Raw genomic sequence first — 23,290 nt, forward strand, 5'->3', positions numbered from 1 at the left:
GTGCCGACGCCACTGCCCGCGAACCTCCCGCCCCGCCTGACCATCTCGCTGTGGGACTTCAGCTGGTACACCCGCACCGGCCCCGGCGAGCCCTTCGCCGACCTCGACGCCGCCTTCGCCCAGGCCGTCGAACGCGGGTACAACACCATCCGGATCTGCGCCATGCCGCTGCTGCTGTTCGGCAGCGGCCTCGACACCAGTGCGCTGCGGTTCGGCCCACTCGGCGGCGAGTACGGACAGCGGGTGCGCTGGTACGACGTCCGCAAGACCACCGAGATCGACGGCCGTGCGCACCTGCTCGCCCTGTTCGAGGCGGCGCGGCGGCACGACTGCCACGTGATCCTGTCGAGCTGGGAGTATCAGCAGAGTCCCGCCTTCGCCGCCGACCGGGCCTGGCTGGACGCGGTGAACGCCGTCGACCCCGAGGATCGCGCCGAGGCACTCGCCGACGCGCTCGCCGACCTCGTGGACTTCCTCGCCGAGCACGGCCTCGACGACCGGATCGCCTTCACCGAGCTGCACAACGAGGTCCAGGCGGGGCACCTCGCGGACGGCCTGGACACCGCCGTGGACCGAGTCGTCGCGCTGCGGCCCCGGCTGGAGCGGGGCATCGCCCGATTCCGGCGGCGTCACCCCGATCGGCCGGTCACGGTGAACTACGCCGAGGTTCCGGTGGGCTCGCTGCGCGGGATCCCCCGCGACATCGACATCGCCGTCTTCCACCCGTATGTGTACGGGGTGCTCGACGAGATGCTGGAGGTCTTCGCGCTGCGCGACGCGGCGCGCCCGTTCCCGCAGGAGCGGGCGCGCCGCGAGCTGCTGCGCCCCGGCGCGCCAGGCCTCGCCGACTGGGCCCCGCCCGAGGCGGACCGGTGGCGGCAGGAGGCGACGGTCGTCGGCGACCGCGAGGTCTACCTACACGACTGGTGTGATCCGGTCGCCTTCGACGCCTGGCTGTACGAGCGCTATGCCGTCCACCGGCTCGCGATGGAGCAACGGCTCACCACCTGGATCGCGGCCGCCGCCGACTGGGCCGCCGAGCGGGGCATCCCACTGGTGTTCGGCGAGGGCTGGATCGGCTACACGCCGCTGTACGGCACCTTCGAGGAAGGCCCGATCGGCGCGAACTTCTGCCGCCGCGCCGTCGCGGAGTCCGTACGGGTCGGCGCCCTGGGCACGGTGGTCTGCTCCAACGCCGCGCCGCAGCACCCGATGTGGGCCGACGTCGCGTTGCAGCGCGAGTGCAACGAGGCGTTTCTCAGGTGAGAAGAACAGGACGCGGCGGGCGGCACCGCGCCCGCCGCGTCGGCTCCGGCGGAAGAAGGGCGAATCGCCGCCCGGCCGCACACCGGACTCGACGGCGACTCGCCGGGTCGCCGGGTCGCCGCGCGAGCGGACACCAGAGATCGAGCAGGCCCGCTCCAGTAGACAGCGGGTCCGGCTCGATCTCCTCGTGCCGCCCGGCTCAGTCCCCCGCCACGCCCTCGCCCAGGAAGTACCCGTCGTCCAGGGCCGCGACCAGGGCCGTCAGCGCGCCGATGTAGCTGTACTGGCGCATGCCCATGGTCAGGCCCGTCGCGGTGTGGGTGAAGCTGGAGGCAATGGGGCCGCCGCCGAGCCCGCGTCCGTGGCCCGCGCCTGCCTGGATGTTGGAGAAGTGCACCTCCACCACCGGCCGCCCGGTCTCCTCCAACGCGTGCCGCACGCCTTCGCCGACGGTCGTCAGGCCCGCCGGGTTGACGATGTAGGCGTCGACGCGCTCGGCCGACTCGTGGATGTACTCCAGGATGGCGCCCTCGTAGTTGGAGGAGAAGTTCTCCACCGTCACCCCGAGGCGCTCGCCGAAGCCCGCCACATAGGCCTTGAGGTCGTCGAGCGAGCCGACGTCGCCGTAGACCTTCCTGCTGCGCGCGCCGAGGTTGGACATGTTCGGTCCGTCGATCACGGCGATGCGATGATCGCGGTCGCCTCGGCGCACGATCCGAAACTCGTGAGCGTCGTCGGTCATGATGGGCAGCTCCTCGTCGTGGCGAATGATCTGGGTGTCCTGGTCTCTCGCGGTTCGTCGCCCGCGGGCAGAGGATCGGCGCGGCGCGGTGGTCCGGCGGCGGGCTCGTCGGTCGGCGCTCCCGGGAGGATCGGCCGTCGCAGCCGAGCACGCCACCGCTGCCGGGCAGGCCTGCCGCCCGCCACCGGAGCAGGCCGCCGAACCACCGCACCGCCGTCGAACGGCGTGGTGCGGTCGGGGTCAGTTGAAGCGCAGACCCGCGTCCACCAGCAGCGACTGCCCGGTGATGAAGTCGCTCTCGTCGGAGGCCAGGAACAGCACGGCGCCGACCGCGTCGGAGGGCTTGCCCTTCCGCTTCAGGGCCTGCTGGGCGATGATCCCGTCCCACTGGTCCTCGGTGATGGTCTCGCGCGGCACCTCGGTGACGATGCCGTGCGGCCGGATCGAGTTCACGTTGATGTCGAAGGCGCCGAGTTCGGTGGCGACCGCCCGGCTGAAGGCCTCGACGGCGCCCTTCGACGCGACGTAGTGCGCGTAGTTCGCCCGGCCGGTCGTCACCACGCTGGAGGAGATGTTCACGATCTTCCCGTAGCGCTTCGCCTTCATCACCGGCGCGACGGCCTGCGTGGTGAGCAGCACGCCCCGGGTGTTGACGGCGAACACGTGCTCCCATTCCTCGACCGAGATCTCGTCGAAGGGGCGCATCTTCAGAGTGGAGAAAACGGCGGCGTTGTTGACGAGGATGTCCACGGTGCCGAACTCGGCGACAGCCTGTCGGACCATGGCATCCACGCTCGCCTTGTCCGAGACGTCGGTGGTCACCGCGAGGGCCCGGCCGCCTGCGGCGGTGATCTCCTCGGCGACCTCGCGGGCCTTCGTCTCGTTGAGGTCGGCGATCACCACGGCCGCACCGCGCTCGGCGAACGCCAGGCAGTAGGCACGGCCGATGCCCTGTCCGCCGCCGGTGATGACGGCGACTCGATCGGAGAACGTCATTGTCTCTTCCTGTCTCTCGTCGGGGTTCGGCCCCGTTTCCTCTGGCACTGTCGGGTGACAGCGATGTCGGACCTCGGTGGGTGCGAGGCCGGGTTCGGGTCGGCCCATGTCGTGGCCCCGGTCCGCAGGCGGGCCGATCAGGCCCGTCAGGCGGTGGCGGCGCCTGCCGTGGCGGCGGGCGCCGAGTGCGGGCGAACCGACTCGGCGACGGTTCTGCCGGGCCGATGGCCTGCGGCGTCCTCAGGCCTCGGTGAGGTGCAGGGCCGCCATCCCGCCGTCGACGGTGAGCACGGTGCCGACGGTGGAGTGGGCCCATGGACTCGCCAGGTAGGCGACCGCCTCGCCGACCTCGCGCGGGTCGACCATGCGGCCGGTGGGCTGGCGGGCCTCGAACTGTGCGCGGCGGGCGGCCGGGTCCGGGGCCGCCTCGGCGAGCGCGGTCATGAAGGGCGTGTCCACGGTGCCCGGCTCGACGGCGTTGACGCGGATGCGCTCGGCGACGAGGTCGGCGGCCATCGCCCTGGTCATCGACTGGATCGCGCCCTTGGTCGCGGAGTACGCCACCCGGCTGCGCAGCCCGCTGGCCGCGGTGCACGAGGAGACGTTGACGATCGCCGCGTCGGATCCCTTGCGCAGCAACGGCAGTGCGGCGCGGATCGTGCGGACGTAGCCCAGCACGTTGACGTCGTAGAGCCGCTGCCACTCGTCGAGCCCGCCGTCCTCGACGGTGCCGACGAAGCTGACGCCCGCGTTGTTGACCAGGACGTCGACCCGGCCCTCCCGATCGCCGATCCCGGCCAGCGCCGCGTCCACCTCGGACTGATCGGTGACGTCGGCTCGCCACGCGGTGACTCCCTCGGCGGGGCCTTCGACGTCCCGATCGAGGACGTGGACCACGGCACCGCGAGCGCGCAGGACCTCGGCGACCGCTCTTCCGATCCCCGCGTTCCCGCCGGTGACGACCGCGACGCGGCCTGCGAAGTCCGTCATGCCAGTTCTCCCGTTCCTCCGGCGGGTTGCCCGGACAGTTCCCAGTCGTCGGCGAGCAGGCTCGCGACGGCGGCAGGCCGTTCCAGCGTCAGCAGATGTCCGGCACCCGGAACGACGTGATGGGCGACGCTGGCCGGGATGGCATCCGCGACCTGCGTCAGCACCGACGGCGGCGTGGAGACGTCCTGGCCCGCCGAGACGCAGTAGGTGCGCGGCAGCCGGGCGCCGATCTCGCCGAAGCCGGGGAAGCCTGCCATCGAACTCCACGCCGCCGCCCAGGCCTCCGGGGCCATGGCGAGCACCCGGCTCCTGGCGTACTCGACCCCCGGCAGCCCCTCGGTCAGGCTCTCCTGGGTGAACCAGCGGCGGAGCGTGGACTCGACGACGCCCGGCATCCCCGAGCGCAGCGCGGCCTGCCCCCGCTCGCGGAACACCGGTCCGCCCTCGGCGGGGGTGGCGATGAGGTGCAGGGAGGCGAAGCGGCGCGGGGCGCTCGCGGCGGCCAGCGCCGCCACGACGCCGCCCATCGAATGGCCGGCCAGGTGCACGAGCCGGTCGGGCCCGAACGTGTCGAGTGCGGCGAAGGCGTCCAGGACGGCGAGCACGTCCCTGGCCATCGCGGGCAGCCGCACCTCGGTGGCGTCGGCTCGGGTCTCGCCGTGTCCGCGCAGGTCGGGGAGCACCAGCCGGAAGCGGTCGACCACTCGCTCCGCCACCGCGTCGAAGGCATGGTGATCGAGCCCGATCGGATGCAGCAGGAGGATCGGCTGCGCCTCGGGCGGGCCGCTGGTCCAGAACGCGATGTCGACCGCGCCGCGCCGCACGGTGCGGCGGGTGGGCGACGACGGGGGCACGGTCATCGGTCCGCCTCCTTCACGCCGAGCACGCCGTCCGCCCGGAGCCTGCCGATCTCGTGCTCGTCGAGCCCGAGCAGCTCGCGCAGCACGCCGGGACCGTCCTGGCCCAGTCGCGGCGGATACCGCAGCGGGATGTGCCCGCCGTCGGTGAAACGCACTGGATTGCCCACCACCCGCACCTGCTCTCCCGAATCGGACTCCAGTTCCACGACCATGTCGCGGCCCGCGTGACCTGCGTCGTCGATGGCCTCGGGCACGGTCTTGATCAGCGCGGTGGGCACGCCGTGCTCCACGAGCCTGTCGACCCAGGCCTGTGCGCTGTCGCGGGCGAACTCCGCTTCCAGGAGTTCCCACAGTTCGTCGCGGTGGCGGAGGCGCGCTCCGCCGTCGATGAAGCGTTCATCGCTGATCAGCTCGTCCACACCCAGCACTGTGCAGAGTCCTCGCCACATCCGCTCGGTGTTGGCGGTGACCACCAGTTCGCGGCCGTCGCCCGCGGTGAAGGAGCGATAGGTGGGGATGGAGTCATGGCGGGCGGCCTGGGGCTGCGGGGCCAGTCCGCTGATCATCGCGTAGACGGCCTGGTAGGACAGCATGGAGAGCTGGCCGTCGAGCATCGAGACGTCGACGTGGCGGCCCCGTCCGGTGCCGCGCTGCTCGATCACGGCGGAGAGCACGCCGATGGCGGCGAACAGCCCGGCCACCAGGTCGCCTGCGGGGATGCCGAGTCGCATCGCGGATGAGCCCGCCTCCCCCGTGAGGCTCATGACGCCGGAGAGGGCCTGCACGATCATGTCGTAGGCGGGGCGGTCTCGCCAGGGCCCGTCCTGGCCGAAGCCGCTGATCGACGCCCAGACCAGCTCCGGCCTGCCCTCGCGCAGCTCCGCCGGGTCGATGCCCAGCCGACGAGCCACCCCCGGCCGGTAGTTCTCCACCACGACGTCGCCCGCCGCGACGAGTTGCCGGGCCAGTCGCTGCCCGTCGGGCGTCTTGAGATCGAGGGCGACGCTCTCCTTGTTGCGGTTGTTCCCGAGGTAGTAGGCGCTGTCGCCGTCGACGAAGTACGGCGGAATCGCTCGACTCGAATCACCCGTCAGTGGCTCGACCTTGATGACCCTGGCCCCGAGGTCGGCCAGGATCTGCGTGCAGTACGGGCCGGAGAGAAACGTGGTGAAGTCGATCACCGTGATCCCGTGCAGCGGGCCGGTGTCGCCGGAGCCGCCGGGGCCGTTCTCAGACGGTCGCGAGTCGATGTCTGTTCACCCTTTCGTCTACTCGGGATGCGGCTTGGTGCCGAGTTCCCTGGACAGCGCGACGGCCTTGGCCTGCACGGCCACGCCGATCGCGGGAATGCTGCGGTTGGGGGTGCGGTCCTTCGGGGAGGTCAGGCACAGGCAGCCGAGGACGCCCGCAGGCCCGAAGACCGGGGCGGCGATGCCGCGCGCCTCCGGCAGCTTCTCGCCGCCGCTGACCGCGTAGCCGGTACTGCGCACCCGCTCCAGCTCGGCGAACAACTCGCCCCGCGACGGCACCTCCGCCCCGGTGGCCGGGGACGGCGCCTCCTGTCGGAGGATCTCCAAGACCTCCAGTTCCGGCAGCCAGGCCAGGATGGCCTTGCCGGACGCGCCCCAGACCAGCGACAACGGCCGGTTCAGGTCGATGCGGTACTGGAGTGCCTTGGTGCCGTCGGCGCGGACCGCGAAGGACAGCGACTTGGACTCCTGGTGGTAGAGCGCGAACAGCACGCTCTCGTCGAACTGGGTGGCCAGGTCCTGCACGTGCGGCCGCGCCAGGTCCACCACGTCGAGCGAGGCGACCACCCTGGCGGCGACGCGGTAGAACTGCGGTCCGACGTGGTACTGCCTGGTGTCGGACTCGCCCGCGACGAAGCCCTCCTGTTTGAGCAGTTGGAGGATGCGATGCACCGTCGAGGTGGCCAGGCCCAGCTCCTCGGCCAGCGTGCCGACGCCGACCCGGCCGTCCGCGTCGGCCAGTGCCGCGAGGACTCGGACGGTGCGGGCCACCGTTCCGACGCTCTCGGCGGACCCGGTCTGCCTGTTCGACGTGCTCGTCATCGACTCACCCCACGTGCTCGAAGATGTGCACCGTGCACGCGCCGTGGTCGAGGCCGGAGATGCCGCCCCCGGTCACATGGGTGAGGCCTAGCCGCGCCCCGTCGACCTGGCGGGTGCCTGCAGTGCCTGTCAAGTGCCAGAAGACTTCCACAACCTGTGCGACTCCGCTGGCACCGACGGGATGCCCCTTGGCGAGCAGTCCGCCGCTGGGATTGACCACGACCTCGCCGCCGTAGGTGGTGGCGCCGGAGCGTAGGAAGCCGGTGGACTCGCCGACCGGACACAGCCCCAGCGCCTCGTAGTAGACGAGTTCGGCGATGGAGAAGGCGTCGTGCAGCTCGACGACGTCGATGTCCCGTGGGGAGACACCGGCCTGCTCATAGGCCTCGCGGGCGGACTCGAAGGTGATCTCGGGGCGGAGCATGTCGCGGAAGCCGCCGATGACCTGGCCGGAGTGCAGCACCGATGCGGCGATGCGCAGGGCGGGCCCGCCGAGCCTGCGCCGCACCGCGTCGGACACCACCAGCACGGCGGCGGCGCCGTCCCCGGTGGGGCAGCACTGGAGCAGGGTGAGCGGGTCGGCGATGGGCCGGGCGGCCAGCACCTGCTCCACGGTCACCTCGGCGCGGAACTGGGCGTAGGGATTGGCGACGCCGTGTCGCCGCGCCTTGACGCTGACCGAGGCGAGGTCCTCGACGGAGGCATCCCGCTCGTGCAGGTAGCGGCGGGCGCGCATCGCGTACAGCGCGGGCATCACCATGCCCTGCTGGACCTCCCAGTCCTCGGTGACCAGCGGGAGCGTGCCGCCGCCGAACTGGGTGAGCTTGTCGACGCCGATCACCAGGACGACCTCGTGGTGCCCGTCGGCGACGGCCCGGTGCGCCTCGTGCAGGGCGGTGGCTCCGCCGGAGCAGGCGTTGTCGACGTTGGTGACGGGGATGCCCCCGATGCCGATCTCCTTGACGATGCGCTGTCCGGTGAGCATCCCGCCGAAGGCGTGGCCGCAGTAGACGGCGCCGATCTCGGCGCGGCGCAGCCCGGCGGACTCCAGTGCGTCGAGCACCGCAGGGACCGCGAGGCCCGGGTAGCTCGACTCGCGGTGCCTGCCCATCGGGATCATCCCGGCACCGACGATGAAGCTGTCACGCATGGTCGCCCTCCTCGGGCCCGGTCGGGGCGAACGACCAGGCGCCGTCCTCGGTGATGCGCAGCCGCACCGGCTGCTCGCAACGCAGGTCGTCGGGGTCGCCCTCGATGCGGGCGAGCACCCGGACGTCCTCGGCCAGGTCGACGTAGCCGAGGGTGTAGGGGGGCGGCATCGCGGAGGAGACGTGCACGCGGGTGTAGGAGTACAGCGTCCCCTCGCGGGGGAGTAGCACCTCCTCCAAGATGTCGCCGCCGCAGCCGAAGCACAGGCGTCGGGCCGGGAAGAAGCGGTGGCCGCAGGCGGTGCAGCGGTTTCCGATCAGTGCGCCGTCGGCCAGGGACACCGGCGCCGCCTCGGAAGCCTGATCGGGCCAGGGCGGTCTCGGTGTCGTGGCCTGTTCACGCGCGGTGGACACGATCGACCTCTCTTTCTGCCGGTGGGCGGGCCCCGGCGTGTTCGGGTGCCCCGACTGCGGCGCAGCCGCCGACGGGTTCGAGAGTCCGGCCGAAGCGGCGTCGGTGCGGTCGACGTCGCGCGTGGGCCGCCGCCACCAGCGGGCCAGCTCGGCGGCGACCGTCGAGGGCTCCTCGACCACAGGGGTGTGTCCGGCGCCGGGCAGCACGACGAGTCGGCTGCCGGGCACTCGGTCGGCCACCGCCCGCAGGTCGGCAGGGCGCTTGGCATGGTCCTGCTCGCCCGCGATGAGCAGCAGCGGGACGCGGATCGCCGCCAGCTCGCCGAGGACGCCGTCTCGCTGGTAGACCCCGCGCAGGGCGTCGGCGACGTCGGTGTCGCGGGCGGCGAAGCGGTTCTCCCAGTGCTCGCGCGCCGCCGCCTTCGCCGGGTCGGCGAGGAAGTCGTCGCCGAACATCGTGTAGGCCAGCTCCGCCACACTCGCCGCGGGCCCGTGCTCTCGAAGCCGCCCTTCCAGCGCGGCGAAGACCTCGGGCCGCTGTTCCGCCGCCGCCGTGCAGCCGAGGAGGGTGCAGGTGGCGACGAGGTCCGGCCGCCGCGCGGCGATGCGCAGCGCGACATAGCCGCCCATCGAGCTGCCGACGAGGTGGACGGGCCCGCCGCCCGTGGACTCGATCAACGTGACCGTGTCCGAGGCGAGCCGATCCATGTCCGGTGCCGTCGAGGTCGGTCTGCTCCGGCCCTGTCCTCGGTGGTCGGGCCGCAGGAACCGGAGGTCCTCGCCGAGTGCCGCGCAGAGCGGGTCGAACATCGAGCCGTCGAAGAACAGCGAGTGCAGGAGGACGGCCGTGCCTGCCGAGTCTGCCGGACCACTGTCGCGGTAGAACAGCGTGGCTCCCGGTACGTCGAGCGTGGGCATCGCACCTCCTGCGGATCTCGATGAGCGGACGACGACCGGCCGGTCATCGCGGGGTGGTCGGGGGCTCCGCTGCGGCCACGAGCCGCGACCTGGCGGCGGGGCCGTCGCTGCGCACCGCGATCACGGCGGCCAGCACCGCCGCGCCCAACAGCACGAAGCCGAGGATGTAGAAGCCGCTGCCGGGACCCTCCCCCGGCGCGGACACCGCGCCGATGAGGATCGGGCCGACGATGCCGCCGAAGTTCCCGCACAGGTTGATCAGGCCGATCGAGGCACCGGCCTGGTTGCGCGGCACCTTGCTCAGCGCCCAGGTCCACCACGTGCCCAGCGCGCCGTAGATCCCGATCGCGGTGAGGATCAGCAGCGTCATGTTGGTCCACACCGCGTCGCCGACGACGTGCTGCACGAGCAGGGCGAGGCCGCCGATGGTCATCGCGCCCGCCACGAACCAGCCACGCGAGTGGCTCGACTTGTCCGAGGCGCGAGAGAACAGGTAGAGGGCGACGGCGGCGACGGCATAGGGCAGCGCGGTGAGCCAGCCGACCGCGCCGATGCCTGCGGCCGAGAACTGCGAGATCACCGAGGGCAGCCAGAGACCGAACGCGTACATCCCGGTGATCCACAGGAAGTACGTCAGGCACAGCGCCCACAGCACCGGCTTGCGCAGGCCTTCGAGGAAGGTGCTCTCGGAGCTGGTCTCCTCGTCGCGCTCGCGCAGGATCAGCTCACGCTCCCGAGGGTCCAGCCTGCGGTCGCCCACCGGGTCGTCGGCGACGAGCAGCCAGAAGGCCAGCGCGAGGAAGAACGCGGGCAGGCCCTGCAGGATGAACATCGTGCGGTAGTTCCAGACGTCGATCATCCAGCCCGCCAGCGGCGCCATCAGGGCCGAGGAGACCGGCAGGGCGTACTGGGTGAAGCTCACCGCCCGACCGCGCTCGAGGCTGGGGAACCAGCGCAGGAACATCACCGCGAAGGACGGGAACACCGCGCCCTCGGCCAGTCCCATGGTGAACCGGATCGCGAGCAGGCTGGTGTAGTCGCTGGTCAGACCGGTCGCGCACGCCGTGATGCCGACCACGATCAGCGAGATGACGATGACCTTCTTCGGGCTGAACCGGTTCGCCGCCCAGCCGCCGGGGATCTGGGTGATGACGTAACCCCAGAAGAACGCCGACAGGAGCACGCCCGCGACCGTCCCGGAGAGGCGGAGCTGCTCGACCATGTCCGGCACCGCGATGCTGATGTTCGAGCGATCCGCGTAACAGACGAGGTAGATCAGGAACAGCAGCAGGCCGACCCGTGTCCATCTCGCCTTCGGGACGGGCGACGCGGTCGCCGCGCTCGCTCCCGTCGGAGACTCCGCCATGAGTCACACCTCCATCTGCGTGCCAGGTACGCCTGGCCGATCAACGCTGACCTACGAGAGCGAAGACGGAATCCCCGTGACCAGTTAAATCCCGCTGAGCGGAATCCGATTCCATCTTCGGCGCCGCAAACCTAGCCATGCGAACCCGCGCGGCGCAAGAGGGCTGTGCGGTTCTGCCGCCCTTCGCAGCCGGTGAACCGGTACAGCGCCGCAGGCCGAACGGGCACGCCTGACCTGCCAGCATGGCCGGGCCGAGGAGCATCGGCCTGCTGGCGTGACCGGCGGGTGGTGAGGGAGCGATGCGGCGCGTGTGGGTGGCGACTGCCGCAGGTGGAGCGTGTGGACGGCGACACTGCGGGACCGGAACGGACGCCGATTCGAGCGAACGCCGGGCGCGCTGCCTCGGGAGCGGACCGGTCGCCTTCTCCGTGCGCCGGGAGCGGCGGCCCGCTCGATCTCCGGCGTCTCCCACCGTCGGCGCCCGGCGCCGCCCCGCCGCTCGCGGAGCACATCCGGGCACGTCGACGCGGGGGACACGGCGCGGGACGGTGCCGACGTGCGGCACGATGGAGGGCCGTGGCGAGACGACTCGGAGCCGGGGCCGTCTCGGTGCAGGCGCCCGGACATCGACGGCTGCGGCCTCCGACCCGACAGTCGGCCGACCACGCCGCCTGCGGGACACGTCTGTGCATCCGACCGAGAAGGACGATCAGCCCATGTGGACCACCCGATCCGAGACTCAGGACGACATCGCGGCCGTCCACGCCGTCAACGTCGCGGCCTTCCCGACGGCGGAGGAGGCCGACCTCGTCGACGCACTACGTGCCGACCCGACGGCCTGGATCGACGGTCTCGCCGTCGTGGCCGAGACCGAGGACGGCGAGGTCGTCGGGTATGCCCTGCTCACCCGCTGCCACGTCGACGGCGCACCGGCGCTCGCACTCGCGCCCTGCGCCGTCCGGCCCGAGTACCAGGGCCGAGGGGTCGGCTCCGCCGCCGTCCGCACCGGACTCGACGCCGCCCGCCGCCTCGGCGAGAACCTCGTCATCGTCCTGGGCCACGCCGCCTACTACCCGCGATTCGGCTTCACCCCGGCCTCCGGGTTCGGCGTCCGGGCCCCGTTCGAGGCGCCCGACGAGGCCTTCCTCGCCTTGACCCTCGACGCCGACCGGCCCGCCCCGACCGGCGTCGTCCGGTATCCGGCGGCCTTCGGGGTGTAGTTCGTCGACTGCGCACCGAGCGGCCCGGCGCCCCGCTGACACGCCGGTCTGCGGATCGGGCGGGCGACACCCCGGCACGCCGGGCATCCGACGGCCCGCACGCCGTCGGCTGCCGTCGTGCCGTCGGCCCCGCAGGGCGCCCGATCCAGTCGGCCGGGCGTGTCAGGATGAGCCATGACTGTCACTCCCACCCTGGTCACGGTCCGAGAAGGACACCGACTGGCGGTCAGACGACCCCGGGCCGACGGGGTGCCGCTCCTGCTGCTGCACGGCTTCCCGTGCACCAGCCTGATCTGGTCGCACACCATCGAGCCGCTGGCCGAGGCGGGCTTCGACGTCGCCGCGCCGGATCTTCGCGGCTATGGCGACTCGGACTTCGCTCCGGACGACTTCTACGACTTCGCGGCGTTCAACACCGACCTGATCGGCCTGTTCGACGCCCTCGGCTGGGACCGCGTCGTCGTGGCGGGACACGACCTCGGCGCGATGGTGGCCGTCGACCTGGCCAACCGCCATCCGGACCGGATCGACCGGCTGGTGATCCTCGACGACTCGATGCCGGATCTGCCGGACGCCTTCGCGGCGGCGGGCATCCCGCCGGGAACGCCCAAGCCCGCCCTCTACGACTACCAGGACCGACAGGGCAGGCACGCCGACGAACTGGTGGCCGAGCTGAACACCCCGGAGCGGCGGCGACGCTACATCGCCGAGTTCTTCGGTCACCGGATGTGGTGTCCGCCGAACGCCTTCGGCGAGGCCGACCTGGCACTGCTCACCGAGCCCTACGCCGACGCCGACCGGCTGCGGGCCTCCTTCGCCGACTACGAGGTGGTGATGGGCACCCGGCCCCTGTCCGCTCCCGAACTCATCGACCGGCCGGTGCAGCAGCAGACCCTGGTGCTGATCGGCCGGGATCAGGTGACCTTGGGCGAGAACATCGAGGCGAGGTGCGCGATCGCGTATCCGCAGGCCGTCGGCCCGTTCTGGGTGTCGGGCGCCGGGCACTTCATGCCGTGGGAGAAGCCCGCCGTGGTCCACCGCGCCATCCGGTCCTTCTGCGGCGACCTGCTGGCAGGCTGAGGCCGCTCGCGACCGCGCGGCTGCCGACCGGCGTGCCGCACGCGTACCAGAATCATCGGGGCTCGTACCCGGTGGCGGGATGATCACGTGCCCCGCCTCGGGGAGGCCTCGCGCGTGGTCGCCGCAGCGCCCGCTACGGTCTCGGACACGGGAGAGCCCAGGCCGGGCGCGGATGCGACGAGGTGAGTGTGACGTCTTCCGAGGCACCGCGACGCCGCCGCGCCGACGCGGAACGCAGCAGGGCGGCCGTGCTGGCCGCAGCCGTCGAGGTGCTCACCGCCTCACCGGAGGCGGGAGTGGAGGCCGTCGCCGCAGCGGCAGGCGTGACCCGCCAGACCGTCTACGCCCACTTTCCGTCGCGCCGGGATCTGCTCGCCGCAGCGCTCGACGAGGTCACGAGGACGGCGGTGGCCGCGATGGACGCGGCCGATCTCGACACGGGTCCGCCCACGGCCGCGCTCTTCAGACTGATCGACGTGGCGGGCCGCCTCGCCGACCGGCATCCCGGCCTGCGCCAGGCGGACCAGACCGCACCGGATGCGGCGGCCGATCGGCGACGGCACGCCCCGGTGACTGACCGGCTGATCCGGGTGATCCGGCGCGGTCAGCGCGCAGGCGAGTTCGATCAACGGCTGCCTGCCGACTGGTCGGCCGCCGCGATCATCAGCCTCGGACACACGGCGGGCAGCGAGGTGGATGCCGGGCGCCTCGACGCCGACGAGGCGTCGGCGCTGCTCCGTACCAGCCTGCTGCGGCTGCTGGGCGCGACCGGGCAGCCTGCCGAGTCCCCGACCGCGCCACCGGGCGGCCCTTCGTCCGCCGAATCGGCATCCGCGCCGCTGCCCGAGCCCACGACCGAGGCGACCGGCCCGACCACGCCACCCGAGTGATCGCGTCCCGCCTCGAACGACGCCGCCCCGCCGGGTGCGCCAACGGCGGAGCGCCGCTCGGGATGCGCGCCCGAGACCGCCGCCACCGGGGTCGCGCTCGGCCCGCCCGTCGAGAGCACGAGGCCGCCGCGAGGTCCGGGGCGGGCACCGGACCTCGGTGCGATGGCGGCGACCTCCCGGCACTCGCTCAGCCGAGAGGGACGTCTTCGGTGCAGCTCGTGCGGTGCAGGCGGGCAACGGCGTCGAAGGCCTCGAAGACGGGCACGCCGAGGAAGCCGTCCTCGCTGCGCATGCGGTGGAACGAACCGACGTCGGTGACCCGGCCTCGGGCGGCCCGCAGGTCGGCGATCGTCAGCGGGGCGTCGACGTCGCGGAACGCGGTCTCCATCGAGCCCTCGAGCAACGGTGGAACCGCACCGGCCGTGAGCGAGATTCCCAGCGGCGCGTCGGGGTCGAGTTCGCCGGTCACGGCCTGCCCGCCGTCGGTCGTGACGGCGATCGCCACGTAGTCGTCGCCGAGGGCCTCCCGCAGCACGCGGCCCGTCGGATGCAGGCCTGCGGGCCCGTCGTGGGCGACGGGCGTCGCGCGGAGGTGGACGTTGTGCAGGGCGAGGACGACGCGGGCGGCGGGTCCGCCCTCGGCCAGGCGGTGCAGGACCACCTCGGCCATGAAGGCGTCCAGCGACGTGCTGCCGATCGCCAGACCGGACCCGGACACGTCGCGATGCAGGTGGTCCAGGCGCCAGGCGCCCTGGACCAGTAACGATGCCGCCCGATGCTCGGCACCGCGTCCGCGATCTGCCTGCGTGCCGGTCATGCTCAGCATCCGCGCCGACAGCCTGCTCAGCGCGGCGGTCAGCGCGTCTCGGATGGGCTCCTCGACGCTCGCGTAGTTCTGGATCGACCGCAGCAGCACGTCGTCGTGATAGTGCCGTATCGCGTCGATCGCCCGCTCGACCAGCGGGAGCGCGTCCGGATCGTCCGCCCCCAGGTAGGCGGCGACCTCATGCAGGTCCGCCAGCGAGGAGCCGCCGGAACCGGCGAGGGCGCCGGTGAATCGCACCGGGCGAGCCGCGTCCCGGTTGTGGTCCCGCAGCCAGGCCAGGGTGTCACGCATCGCCCCGCATCGGCACAGGTCCAGGTCTGCATCCGCCACGGCCGCCGTCACCGTGCCTGCGCCGCCCCGAATCCAGTCGTCGACGGCCTTCGACGCGGTGAGGGGTGCCTCGAAGACGTAGTCGGTGAACCCGCAGCGCTCGACGAGGAAGCGCAGCATCCGGTGTCGCAGCCGGTAGTACTCCTCGACGTGGTGGGAGCTCTCGCCGATCGCGACGACGCGGGCATCGCCGATCAGCTCGCGCAGGGGTTCGAGATCGTCCGGCGGCGCCGCCGGGTCCAGCGAGTGCGACGTGATCGCGTTCTCGGCGATCCAGCTCGCGAAGTCCTGTCCGGCCCGCATGGCCTCACTCCCAGTCGTCGATTCCACGGTGGGCGAGCACGGCTCGGCCACCCAACGACATTAACTTTGACAGACTTGTCAAAATTAAGGCGAGCCAGGCCTGTTGCTCTCGCAGCCCGGGTCTTCGATCCGCCACCAGGGCACCCCGTGACGTGGCGATACGCGCCCGAGCCCGCGATCCCGGCCGCGCGAACCTGGCCCCCGACGAGAGCGACCGAGGCACCACGCGATGGGCGGACTACCAGGCGGGCAGGCTGATCTCCCGTGCGTCCCGGTCGGGGCGAAGGCCGCGCCAGGCCGAGTGCCGGAGCCTGCCGTCGGGGCTCCACGTCCGATAGACGACCTCCCCGACGAGCCGAGGCTCGACCCAGTGCGCGGCGCGGGAGTACTCGCGCGGAACCGGCCCGGCGAACGGACTCGTCGGCCGTTCGATCGGCTGGAGCATGCCGAGCAGCTCGGCGAGCATCCGCTCCGTGAACCCGGTTCCGACGTGCCCCACGTACCGCAGCTCGCCTGCCGAGTCATGGGCGCCGAGCATCAGCGAGCCGATCCGCCCGGCCCGCCGTCCCCCGCCCGGCTGCCACCCGCAGATCACCACCTCATAGGTGTTGATCAGCGGGAACTTCAACCAGTCGCGGCTGCGGACTCCTGGCCGATAGCCCGACGCGACCCGCTTGCCGATCGTGCCTTCCAGTCCGTTGTCGCGGGCGATGTCGAGCAGCCGCCGGGGGTCGACGTCCCGGTGGCTCGGCGGCACTCGGACCCGAGCGGACCGACCGTCCAACGCCAGGCCGTCGAGCAGCTCCCGCCGCCGGAGGTAGGACTCGCCGAGCAGCGAGACGCCATCGAGGTGGAGCAGGTCGAAGACGAAGCAGGCGACCGGGATCTCCCCGGTCAGTCGGGCGGTCGGCCGTTGGACGTGCATTCGACGTTGCAGCAGCGCGAACGAGGGCCTGCCCTTGTCGTCCATGGCGACGATCTCGCCGTCCAGCACGGCCCGCTGCGCGCCGAGGATCTCGCCGAGCACCGTCAGCTCCGGGTAGGTCGCCGTGATGTCGTTCCCGTTTCGGCTCGTCAGGCGGACGCCCGCCCGATCGCCTGCCGCAATGGCCCGCACGCCGTCGAACTTGAACTCCCAGGCCCAGTCCGGACCCGTCGGCATCGGCTGCCCGCCGGTCGCGAGCATGGGCCGGAGCACGGGAAGACGCTCCGCCTGCCTGCCTGCACCGCTGCCCTCCGACATCGGGCCATCGTCGCCCGAGCCCGCCGACCACGCCGACTGAAACAGTCCGAGACAGGCGGCCGGGGCCGACCGGCCGGCGGACGAGAGGAGGAGACGGAATCGGCCGACATGTCGTCCTGCGCCCGATCGACCGGCCCGATCGACCCACACGTCACCCCTCACGCCCCGTCGGCCAGGCCGCCCGACTCAGCCGGGCGGTCAGGGTGCGGAGGTGCTCGACCAGCTCGGGTGGTTCGCGGACCTCGAACTCGAAGCCGAAGGCGGCCACCCACACCGCGAGCTGATCGAGGCTGTCCGAGCCGATGCGCAGCGTGCAGGTCTCCTCGTCGATCGGCTCGACGAGGCCGAGGGTGGGCGGCACCTCGTCGGCGACGTCCTGGGCGGAGCCGTGCATGGTGAGGACCGCCTGGTAGTACCGGACGGCGGTGGTCGTGCCCAGCGCGACGTGGTCGGCGAGGTCGCCGGGCGGCAGTGCCCTCGGCACGAATCGGGGGCCGGTCGGGATGCGCAGCGTGGACCTGTCGACGCGGAACGTCCGCCAGTCCGCAGGCCGGGTGTCCCAGGCGAAGAGGTACCAGCGCTGTCCGTTGTGGACCAGCCGGTAGGGCTCCACGTCGCGCAGGGTGGTCGTCCCCTGGTGAGAGACATAGTCGAACCGCAGCCGCTGCCGGTCGCGCACCGCAGCGGCGATCGCGGTCAGCGTGGCCGGGTCGACGGTGGGGCCGAGCAAGGGCATCGTCACCAGCGCCGCGCTGAGCGTGCTGACCTGATAACGCAGTCGCGACGGCAGCATCTTGTCGAGCTTGGTCAACGCCTGGACGGAGGTCTCCGCGATGCCGGTGATCGCCCCGACCGAGGCCATCCGCAGTCCCACGGCGATCGCCACCGCCTCGTCGTCGTCGAGCAGCAGCGGCGGCAGCGAGGCGCCTGCGGCCATCTGGTAGCCACCGCCGACCCCGCCGACGGCGTTGACGGGATATCCCAGGCCCCGGAGCTTGTCGACATCGCGTCGCACCGTCCTGGGGCTCACCCCGAGGCGCGCCGAGAGATCGGCGCCGGAGAAGTCCCGATGCGTCTGCAGCAGGCCGAGCAGCCGCAGCAGCCGAGCCGAGGTGGCCAACATTCGGCCAGTCTGGCAACAATCGAGGACGAAGGCTGACCGCGAAGGCTCCTACCGTCTGCGCCATGACCGAAGCAGCCTCCCGCACCATTCTCGTCGCAGGCGCCACCGGCACTGTCGGGCGTCCCCTCGTCGAACAGCTCCTGGCCGCAGGCCATCGCGTCCGCGCCCTCACCCGAGACCCCCGGAAGGCGGACCTGCCCACAGGCGCCGAGGCGGTGGCAGGCAACCTCGCCGACGTCGCAGGACTGGACGGGGTGTTCGACGGCGTCGACGCCGCGCACCTGATCAGCTTCGACGGCGCGGACTTCTCCCCGCTCACCACCGGGCCGGAGATCGTCGCCCTCGCGGAGCAGGCGGGCGTCCGCCGAGTGACCGTGCTTCGCGGTGACATCACGACGGGACCGTTCGAGGCGGCCGTCGAGGCGAGCGGCCTGACCTGGACCTACCTGGCTCCGGTCGAGTTCATGTCCAACGCCCTGGAATGGGCCGAGTCGGTGCGCCGCGCAGGCGTCGTCCGGGAGGGTTTCGCCGAGTCCCAGAGCGCGATGATCCACGAGGCGGACATCGCCGCCGTCGCCGCGACGGTGCTGACCAGCGACGACGACGCCCATTCCGCGCAGGAGCACTGGCTGACCGGGCCCGAGGTGCTGACGCCGCCCGACAAGGTGCGCATCATCGGCGAGGTTCTCCGCCGCGAGGTGCGCTATGTCGAGCTGAGCCGGGAGGAGGTCGTCGCCGAGTGGCGGCAGAGCGGATACTCGGACTCCGACGTCGAGTTCTTCCTGGCCATGCGGACTGAGACGCCTGCGGCGGGCCGCACCGTGCTGCCCACCGTCGAGCAGGTCACCGGCAGGCCTGCGCGGACCTTCGCGCAGTGGGTTCGGGAGAACGCCGAGGCGTTCGGCGGCTGACCGCGTCGACGCCGACATCGGTTCGCGAGCCCGGATCGCGGCGGCGCGCGGCGTCGTTCACCCGCCGCTCGCGGACCGCCACCCGCCCGCCGTCGAGGGGACTTCATGACGCTCCTGACCCGCCGCGCCCTCAACCGGGCGACGTCGGCGCGACAGTTCCTGCTGGCGCGGACCTCGGCCTCGGCGCCCGAGGTGATCGAACACCTCGTCGGCCTCCAGGCCCAGGACCCCGATCCGCCCTACCTCGGTCTGTGGTCTCGACTCACCGCATTCGAGCTCGACCACCTGACGCGGCTGCTCGACGAGCGCACCGTGGTCCGCGCGACGCTGTTCCGGGGTACCCAGCATCTGGTGACCGCCGAGGACTACCGGTGGCTTCGCCCGCTGTTGCAGCCGATGCTGGCGCGCTGGCAGCGGGGTGCCTTCGGCCGGGCGACCGCCGGTCTCGATCTCGCCGAGCTGGCCGCCACAGCACGAGTGTTTCTCGGGCACGACGTCGTGACCAGGCCCGTGTTGGGTCGGGCATTGGCCGAGAAGTGGCCGGGCCGCGACCCGGTCGGGCTGGCCCGCTCCGTGCAGGGGCTGTTGCCGGTGATCCACCCGCCGCCCGACGGCACCTGGCGGCGGCGCGGCGCGACGCCGTTCGTCCTCGCCGAACACTGGCTCGGCCGCAGCCTGGCCGACGCTCCCGAGCCTGCCCGCCTGATCCAGCGCTATCTGGCGGCCTTCGGCCCGGCCACCGTCAAGGACGTCCAGGCGTGGAGCGGACTGACCCGACTCCGCGAACCGGTCGACGACCTCCGCCCACGGCTGCGCGTCTTCCGCGACGAGGCGGGCCGGGAGCTGTTCGACCTGCCCGAGGCACCGCGCCCCGACCCTGACGTGCCCGCCCCCGTCCGCTTCCTCGCCGCCCTGGACAACGTGGTCCTCGCCCACACCGACCGGTCGCGGATGATGACCGACGATCGACGTCGACATGTCATCGTCGAGGCGGCCGTGACCGTGGACGGCTTCGTCCGGGGCGTGTGGAGCATCCGACGGGAGGGCGGGCTCGCGACGCTGGACGTTCGGCTCTTCGCCCCGGTGACAAGCGCGGAGGAGACGGCGCTGACCGAGGAGGGCACGCGGCTGCTGCGCTTCGCCGCAGCCGAGGAGGGCAGGCACGACATCCGATTCCGTCCCGTCGACCAGAGCGCGTAGGCCGAGGCGGGGAGTGCGCACGACTCCGGCACGCCGAATCGGCCCGCCTTTCGCTGGAACAGCGTGCGGCGGGCAGGCCGGGCCGCCGCCCGGCATCACGTCGGCGCGCCCGCCTGTTCGGCGGCGTCGATGGCCCGATCGGTCAAGATCCGCATGCCGACGAGCAGAGTGAACAGCACCAGTGCCATCACCGCGAACACCGTGCGCAGCCCGAAGGCCTCCGCGAGCACCCCGCCGAGCACCGCGCCGACCGGCATCGTCCCCCAGGCGAGGAGCCGATAGGCGCTGTTCATCCGGCCGAGGAGCCGGTCCGGGGTGATCCGCTGCCGCAGCGACACGACGATGACGTTCCAGATGACGGTCGTGGTTCCGCCGAGCGCGAAGCCCGCCCCGATCAGGACGGGATGCGTGGTGACGGCGGGGATGCCGACGAGCACGGTCCCGCCGATGACGGACAAGGCCAGCGAGCGCGCACGTCCGAGCCGCCGTTCCACCCGCTCGGCGATGAACGATCCGAGCAGGCTGCCGACCGCCGTGGAGGTCAACAGCAAGCCGAAGATCGGTTCGGAGAGCCCCATGGGAGAGCCGGGACCGACCGCGTAGAGGACGAACACGGCGCCGGTCGCGCTCGTGGCGAGGTTGAAGACCCCGGTCATGGAGGCCAGCGTGCGAAGAATCCGATTGCCCCACAGGAAGCGCAGGCCCTCCGCGATGTCGGCCCGCATCGTGGAGCGCCGCTCCCGAACGGGACGGAACGAACCACGCACCAGCAGCAGAGCGCCTACCGCGACGAGCCAGGCCGCGGCAGGGGTGACGACGGCGATCACCGCGCCCGCCGCCATGAGCAGACCGCCCAGCGGCGGGCCGATGAACTGGTTGGTGGTCAGCTCGGCGGCGTACAGCCGCCCGTTGGCCCGGGAGAGCTGATCGCGCGCCACGACGCTGGGCAGGATCGACTGTGCCGAGGTGTCATAGATCGTCTCGGTGATGCCGACGCCGAACGCGACGACGTAGAGCAGCCAGATCGACGCGATGTCGAGTCCGACGCAGATCGAGAGCACCCCGAGCAGCCCCGCGCGGACCAGGTTCGCGACGAGCATGGCCCGGCGACGGTCTAGCCGGTCGACCAGCGCGCCCGCCGGTAAGGCGAACAGCAGCCAGGGCAGGGTCAGCGCGATAGCCAGGCCCGCGATCAACGCGGGCGACTGGGTGTAGCGGACGGCGATGAGCGGCAGGACGACCTTGAGGACCCCGTCGGCGAGATTGGAGAGCCCCGAGGAGGTCCACAGCTGCCAGTAGCTCCGGCCGAGCGAGCGCCCTCCGGCCGGGTCGGGCCCGGCAACGGGGTCACGGCCAGCGGGGGTGTCGGGGGCCTCGGGTGTCACGGCATCGGTCACCGATGGAGTATCACAAATCGATTGAGTAAACTCCATCGATTCGCGCCGACTACCCTGCCCGGCATGGGCGATCACGACGACGACCGCCGCCGACCGAGAAGTCGGGCCACGGACGAACCCGGAGCGCCCAATGCGGACCGGAGACGGCGCAAGGCGACCCCCGAGGAGGTCAAGGCGCTGTCGCACCCGCTGCGACTGCGCATCCTGCGGCTGTGCGGGCACCGCGAGCTGACGAACAAGGAGCTCGCCGACCGGCTCGATCGCGATCCCGGCACGGTGCTGTATCACGTCCGTCAGCTCGTCGCCGCAGGCCTGCTGACACCGGCGCCCGTCCGCACCGGCACCAGCGGCGCCCTGGAGAAGCCGTACACCTACGACGGCGCGGTCTGGTGGCTGGAGGGTCCGCTCAGCGGCACGGACGCCGTCGGCGCCCCGATCGAGGCCTTCCAGGAGGAGCTGCGGGCGGCGGGCCCCGAATCGCTCCGAGCCTACGAGCGATTCGCGCTGCATCTGTCCCCGGAAGAGGTCGACGAGCTGGACGCCCGCATCCACGCCGTCCTCCACGAGTACATCGAGACCGACCACCAGCGCCGGGACCGGCCGCTGGTCAACGGCGTCTTCATCCTGCACCGGATGGCGGAGTAGCAGCACGAACAGGCGAAGGCGGGCGTCGGAGACTGCGGACGGCTCGCGTCGTCACCACCCGCCATACCCCGGTCAGGGATCCTCAAGTTCGGCGATGCACAACCAGATTCCCACGCTCGGTGAGATCGAGGCTGTGTACTCCATTTAGAATGCACGGACGGTGATCCGGTTCGAGGCAGACTGAACTCTTCAGCCGATCGAGTGGCGTAGCGTGATGTGCGGGTGAGGTGGGAACGGGTTGACCGCGGAGAGCGCGACCACGATCAGGTACATCGGCCAGTACCGGATTCTCGGTGAACTCGGCCGAGGGGGTATGGGGGTCGTGTATCGCGGCATTTCTCGGGCCGGTGAAGACGTCGCCGTCAAGCAGATCAGTTCGCCGACGCTCTCCGACCTCGATCGACGGCGTTTCGCCTCGGAGATCGACACTTTGCGCCTGGTAGGCGGCCCGAGAGTGGTCGATTACCTCGAGGCAGGAGAGGACGAGGCTGGCCACCCGTGGCTCGCCGTCCGCTACGTCCCGGGGCCGACGTTGCGCGCCTTCATCGAGACCGACGGACCGATGAAGGCAGAACTCGTGGCGATCCTCGGCGCGTCCCTGCTTGACGGCGGCCTCCGACAGATCCATGAGGCGAGCGTGCTGCACCGCGACCTCAAACCGCACAACATCATCCTTGCCGACGAGGGTCCGGTGCTCATCGATTTCGGTCTGGCGCTGCTGACCGAGGCCAAGCTCCCGTCCACCGAGAACGGCCAGAGCATGGACCGGGGGCGGATCACTCCCTCGAACATGGTGGTGGGCACCGTGGTGTGCATGCCGAGCGAACAGGTCATGGCGCAACCGTTGACGGCAGCAAGCGACGTCTACGCGCTTGGGGCCACCTTGCTCTACGCGGCTACCAGGCATTACCCCTACAACGCTCCCGGCCTGTATCCGTTGATGGAGCAGATCTCCTCACCGTCGACACGGCCGGATCTGTCCGGGCTCGCGGCGGAGCTGATCCCGGCGATCGACGGCATGCTCGCCAAGCACGCGTCGGATCGACCAAGCGTCGAAGAAGCCCGGGATCTGCTGGTCTCCGTGGTCGCCGACGCGGGCCTCGAACCGAAGGAGGCCCGGCTGCGCCTGCGCGCGGCCACCAGCGGCTGGCAGCCGCCGAGCAGGCAGGCGGCCGAATCGGCGCCGCCGACTCAGACGAGCAGCGTGCGGCCCCGAGTTCCGATCGAGGAGAGCGCCGTCGCGGGTTCGGCGGCCGTCGCCGTCCAGATGGCCGACCTACTCCGCCGGGAATACTCCCGGGGTGCGACATTCTGATCGATCACCGAACGCCGGACAGGGGTGCAGCGACC

General features: G+C 71.7%; 21 protein-coding genes. 8 read left to right on the top strand and 13 right to left on the bottom strand.

What is annotated here, in order from left to right; all coding sequences use genetic code 11:
• The gene (locus tag UA75_RS22830; protein WP_075742004.1) at window positions 1-1,266 is read left to right on the top strand and encodes a cellulase-like family protein; all 1,266 of its coding nucleotides are present in this window, start codon (window positions 1-3) and stop codon (window positions 1,264-1,266) included.
• Between the two features lie 199 nt (window positions 1,267-1,465).
• Here the strand turns inward: UA75_RS22830 and UA75_RS22835 are convergent, their stop codons facing one another.
• From UA75_RS22835 to UA75_RS22875, 9 genes are all read right to left on the bottom strand, one after another.
• The gene (locus tag UA75_RS22835; RefSeq protein WP_075742005.1) at window positions 1,466-2,008 is read right to left on the bottom strand and encodes a type II 3-dehydroquinate dehydratase; all 543 of its coding nucleotides are present in this window, start codon (window positions 2,006-2,008) and stop codon (window positions 1,466-1,468) included.
• 240 nt (window positions 2,009-2,248) lie between these two features.
• Window positions 2,249-3,004 carry an SDR family NAD(P)-dependent oxidoreductase gene (locus UA75_RS22840; protein ID WP_075742006.1) on the bottom strand — a complete coding sequence of 252 codons (756 nt, stop codon included), beginning with the start codon at window positions 3,002-3,004 and terminating at the stop codon, window positions 2,249-2,251.
• A gap of 240 nt (window positions 3,005-3,244) precedes the next feature.
• Window positions 3,245-3,994, bottom strand: coding sequence for an SDR family NAD(P)-dependent oxidoreductase (locus UA75_RS22845; protein ID WP_075742007.1), 750 nt, complete (start codon window positions 3,992-3,994; stop codon window positions 3,245-3,247).
• Window positions 3,991-4,854, bottom strand: coding sequence for an alpha/beta fold hydrolase (locus UA75_RS22850; protein ID WP_083683503.1), 864 nt, complete (start codon window positions 4,852-4,854; stop codon window positions 3,991-3,993). The genes UA75_RS22845 and UA75_RS22850 overlap by 4 nt, the downstream gene beginning before the upstream one ends.
• Complete coding sequence (locus tag UA75_RS22855) at window positions 4,851-6,104, bottom strand: CaiB/BaiF CoA transferase family protein (protein WP_075742009.1); 1,254 nt, start codon at window positions 6,102-6,104, stop codon at window positions 4,851-4,853. The genes UA75_RS22850 and UA75_RS22855 overlap by 4 nt, the downstream gene beginning before the upstream one ends.
• 18 nt (window positions 6,105-6,122) lie before the next feature.
• Window positions 6,123-6,926, bottom strand: coding sequence for an IclR family transcriptional regulator (locus UA75_RS22860; RefSeq protein ID WP_075742010.1), 804 nt, complete (start codon window positions 6,924-6,926; stop codon window positions 6,123-6,125).
• 4 nt (window positions 6,927-6,930) lie between these two features.
• On the bottom strand, window positions 6,931-8,076 hold the full coding sequence (locus UA75_RS22865) for a thiolase family protein (protein ID WP_075742011.1): 1,146 nt from the start codon (window positions 8,074-8,076) through the stop codon (window positions 6,931-6,933).
• On the bottom strand, window positions 8,069-9,406 hold the full coding sequence (locus tag UA75_RS22870) for an alpha/beta fold hydrolase (RefSeq protein WP_075742012.1): 1,338 nt from the start codon (window positions 9,404-9,406) through the stop codon (window positions 8,069-8,071). The genes UA75_RS22865 and UA75_RS22870 overlap by 8 nt, the downstream gene beginning before the upstream one ends.
• Before the next feature lie 43 nt (window positions 9,407-9,449).
• On the bottom strand, window positions 9,450-10,772 hold the full coding sequence (locus UA75_RS22875; protein WP_075742013.1) for an MFS transporter: 1,323 nt from the start codon (window positions 10,770-10,772) through the stop codon (window positions 9,450-9,452).
• Between the two features lie 716 nt (window positions 10,773-11,488).
• Here UA75_RS22875 and UA75_RS22880 point away from each other — a divergent pair.
• The 3 genes from UA75_RS22880 to UA75_RS22890 all read left to right on the top strand — a co-directional run bounded on the left by UA75_RS22880 (window position 11,489) and on the right by UA75_RS22890 (window position 13,962).
• Window positions 11,489-11,992, top strand: a complete 504-nt coding sequence (locus UA75_RS22880; protein ID WP_075744104.1) for a GNAT family N-acetyltransferase — start codon at window positions 11,489-11,491, stop codon at window positions 11,990-11,992.
• 174 nt (window positions 11,993-12,166) lie between these two features.
• Window positions 12,167-13,072: an alpha/beta fold hydrolase gene (locus UA75_RS22885; protein WP_075742014.1), complete on the top strand. Its 906-nt coding sequence runs from the start codon at window positions 12,167-12,169 to the stop codon at window positions 13,070-13,072.
• Between the two features lie 188 nt (window positions 13,073-13,260).
• Window positions 13,261-13,962 (top strand): TetR/AcrR family transcriptional regulator, encoded by a 702-nt coding sequence (locus UA75_RS22890; protein WP_075742015.1) that lies wholly within the window; start codon window positions 13,261-13,263, stop codon window positions 13,960-13,962.
• 187 nt (window positions 13,963-14,149) lie between these two features.
• Here the strand turns inward: UA75_RS22890 and UA75_RS22895 are convergent, their stop codons facing one another.
• The 3 genes from UA75_RS22895 to UA75_RS22905 form a co-directional block, all read right to left on the bottom strand.
• Entirely contained in the window at window positions 14,150-15,421 is a 1,272-nt protein-coding gene (locus tag UA75_RS22895) for an erythromycin esterase family protein (RefSeq protein WP_075742016.1), read from the bottom strand.
• A gap of 238 nt (window positions 15,422-15,659) precedes the next feature.
• Window positions 15,660-16,664: a non-homologous end-joining DNA ligase gene (gene ligD, locus UA75_RS22900; protein WP_232237371.1), complete on the bottom strand. Its 1,005-nt coding sequence runs from the start codon at window positions 16,662-16,664 to the stop codon at window positions 15,660-15,662.
• A gap of 151 nt (window positions 16,665-16,815) precedes the next feature.
• A complete protein-coding gene (locus tag UA75_RS22905; RefSeq protein ID WP_075742017.1) occupies window positions 16,816-17,787 on the bottom strand; it encodes a helix-turn-helix transcriptional regulator in 972 nt (323 codons plus the stop codon).
• Window positions 17,788-17,849: 62 nt separating this feature from the next.
• Here UA75_RS22905 and UA75_RS22910 point away from each other — a divergent pair, with 62 nt between their 5' ends.
• Together UA75_RS22910 and UA75_RS22915 are read left to right on the top strand one after the other, a co-directional pair.
• Entirely contained in the window at window positions 17,850-18,698 is an 849-nt protein-coding gene (locus UA75_RS22910; protein ID WP_075742018.1) for an NAD(P)H-binding protein, read from the top strand.
• A 105-nt stretch (window positions 18,699-18,803) separates the two neighbouring features.
• Complete coding sequence (locus UA75_RS22915) at window positions 18,804-19,898, top strand: winged helix DNA-binding domain-containing protein (protein ID WP_075742019.1); 1,095 nt, start codon at window positions 18,804-18,806, stop codon at window positions 19,896-19,898.
• A gap of 95 nt (window positions 19,899-19,993) precedes the next feature.
• On the opposite strand, the gene UA75_RS22920 is transcribed toward UA75_RS22915, so the two are convergent.
• Entirely contained in the window at window positions 19,994-21,295 is a 1,302-nt protein-coding gene (locus UA75_RS22920; RefSeq protein WP_318533341.1) for an MFS transporter, read from the bottom strand.
• A 63-nt stretch (window positions 21,296-21,358) separates the two neighbouring features.
• Here UA75_RS22920 and UA75_RS22925 point away from each other — a divergent pair, with 63 nt between their 5' ends.
• On the top strand, window positions 21,359-21,940 hold the full coding sequence (locus tag UA75_RS22925) for an ArsR/SmtB family transcription factor (protein WP_075742020.1): 582 nt from the start codon (window positions 21,359-21,361) through the stop codon (window positions 21,938-21,940).
• 238 nt (window positions 21,941-22,178) lie between these two features.
• On the top strand, window positions 22,179-23,255 hold the full coding sequence (locus UA75_RS22930; protein ID WP_075742021.1) for a serine/threonine-protein kinase: 1,077 nt from the start codon (window positions 22,179-22,181) through the stop codon (window positions 23,253-23,255).
• Window positions 23,256-23,290 lie beyond the last annotated feature (35 nt).

This window comes from Actinoalloteichus sp. GBA129-24, assembly GCF_001941645.1.
Classification (GTDB): domain Bacteria; phylum Actinomycetota; class Actinomycetes; order Mycobacteriales; family Pseudonocardiaceae; genus Actinoalloteichus_A; species Actinoalloteichus_A fjordicus.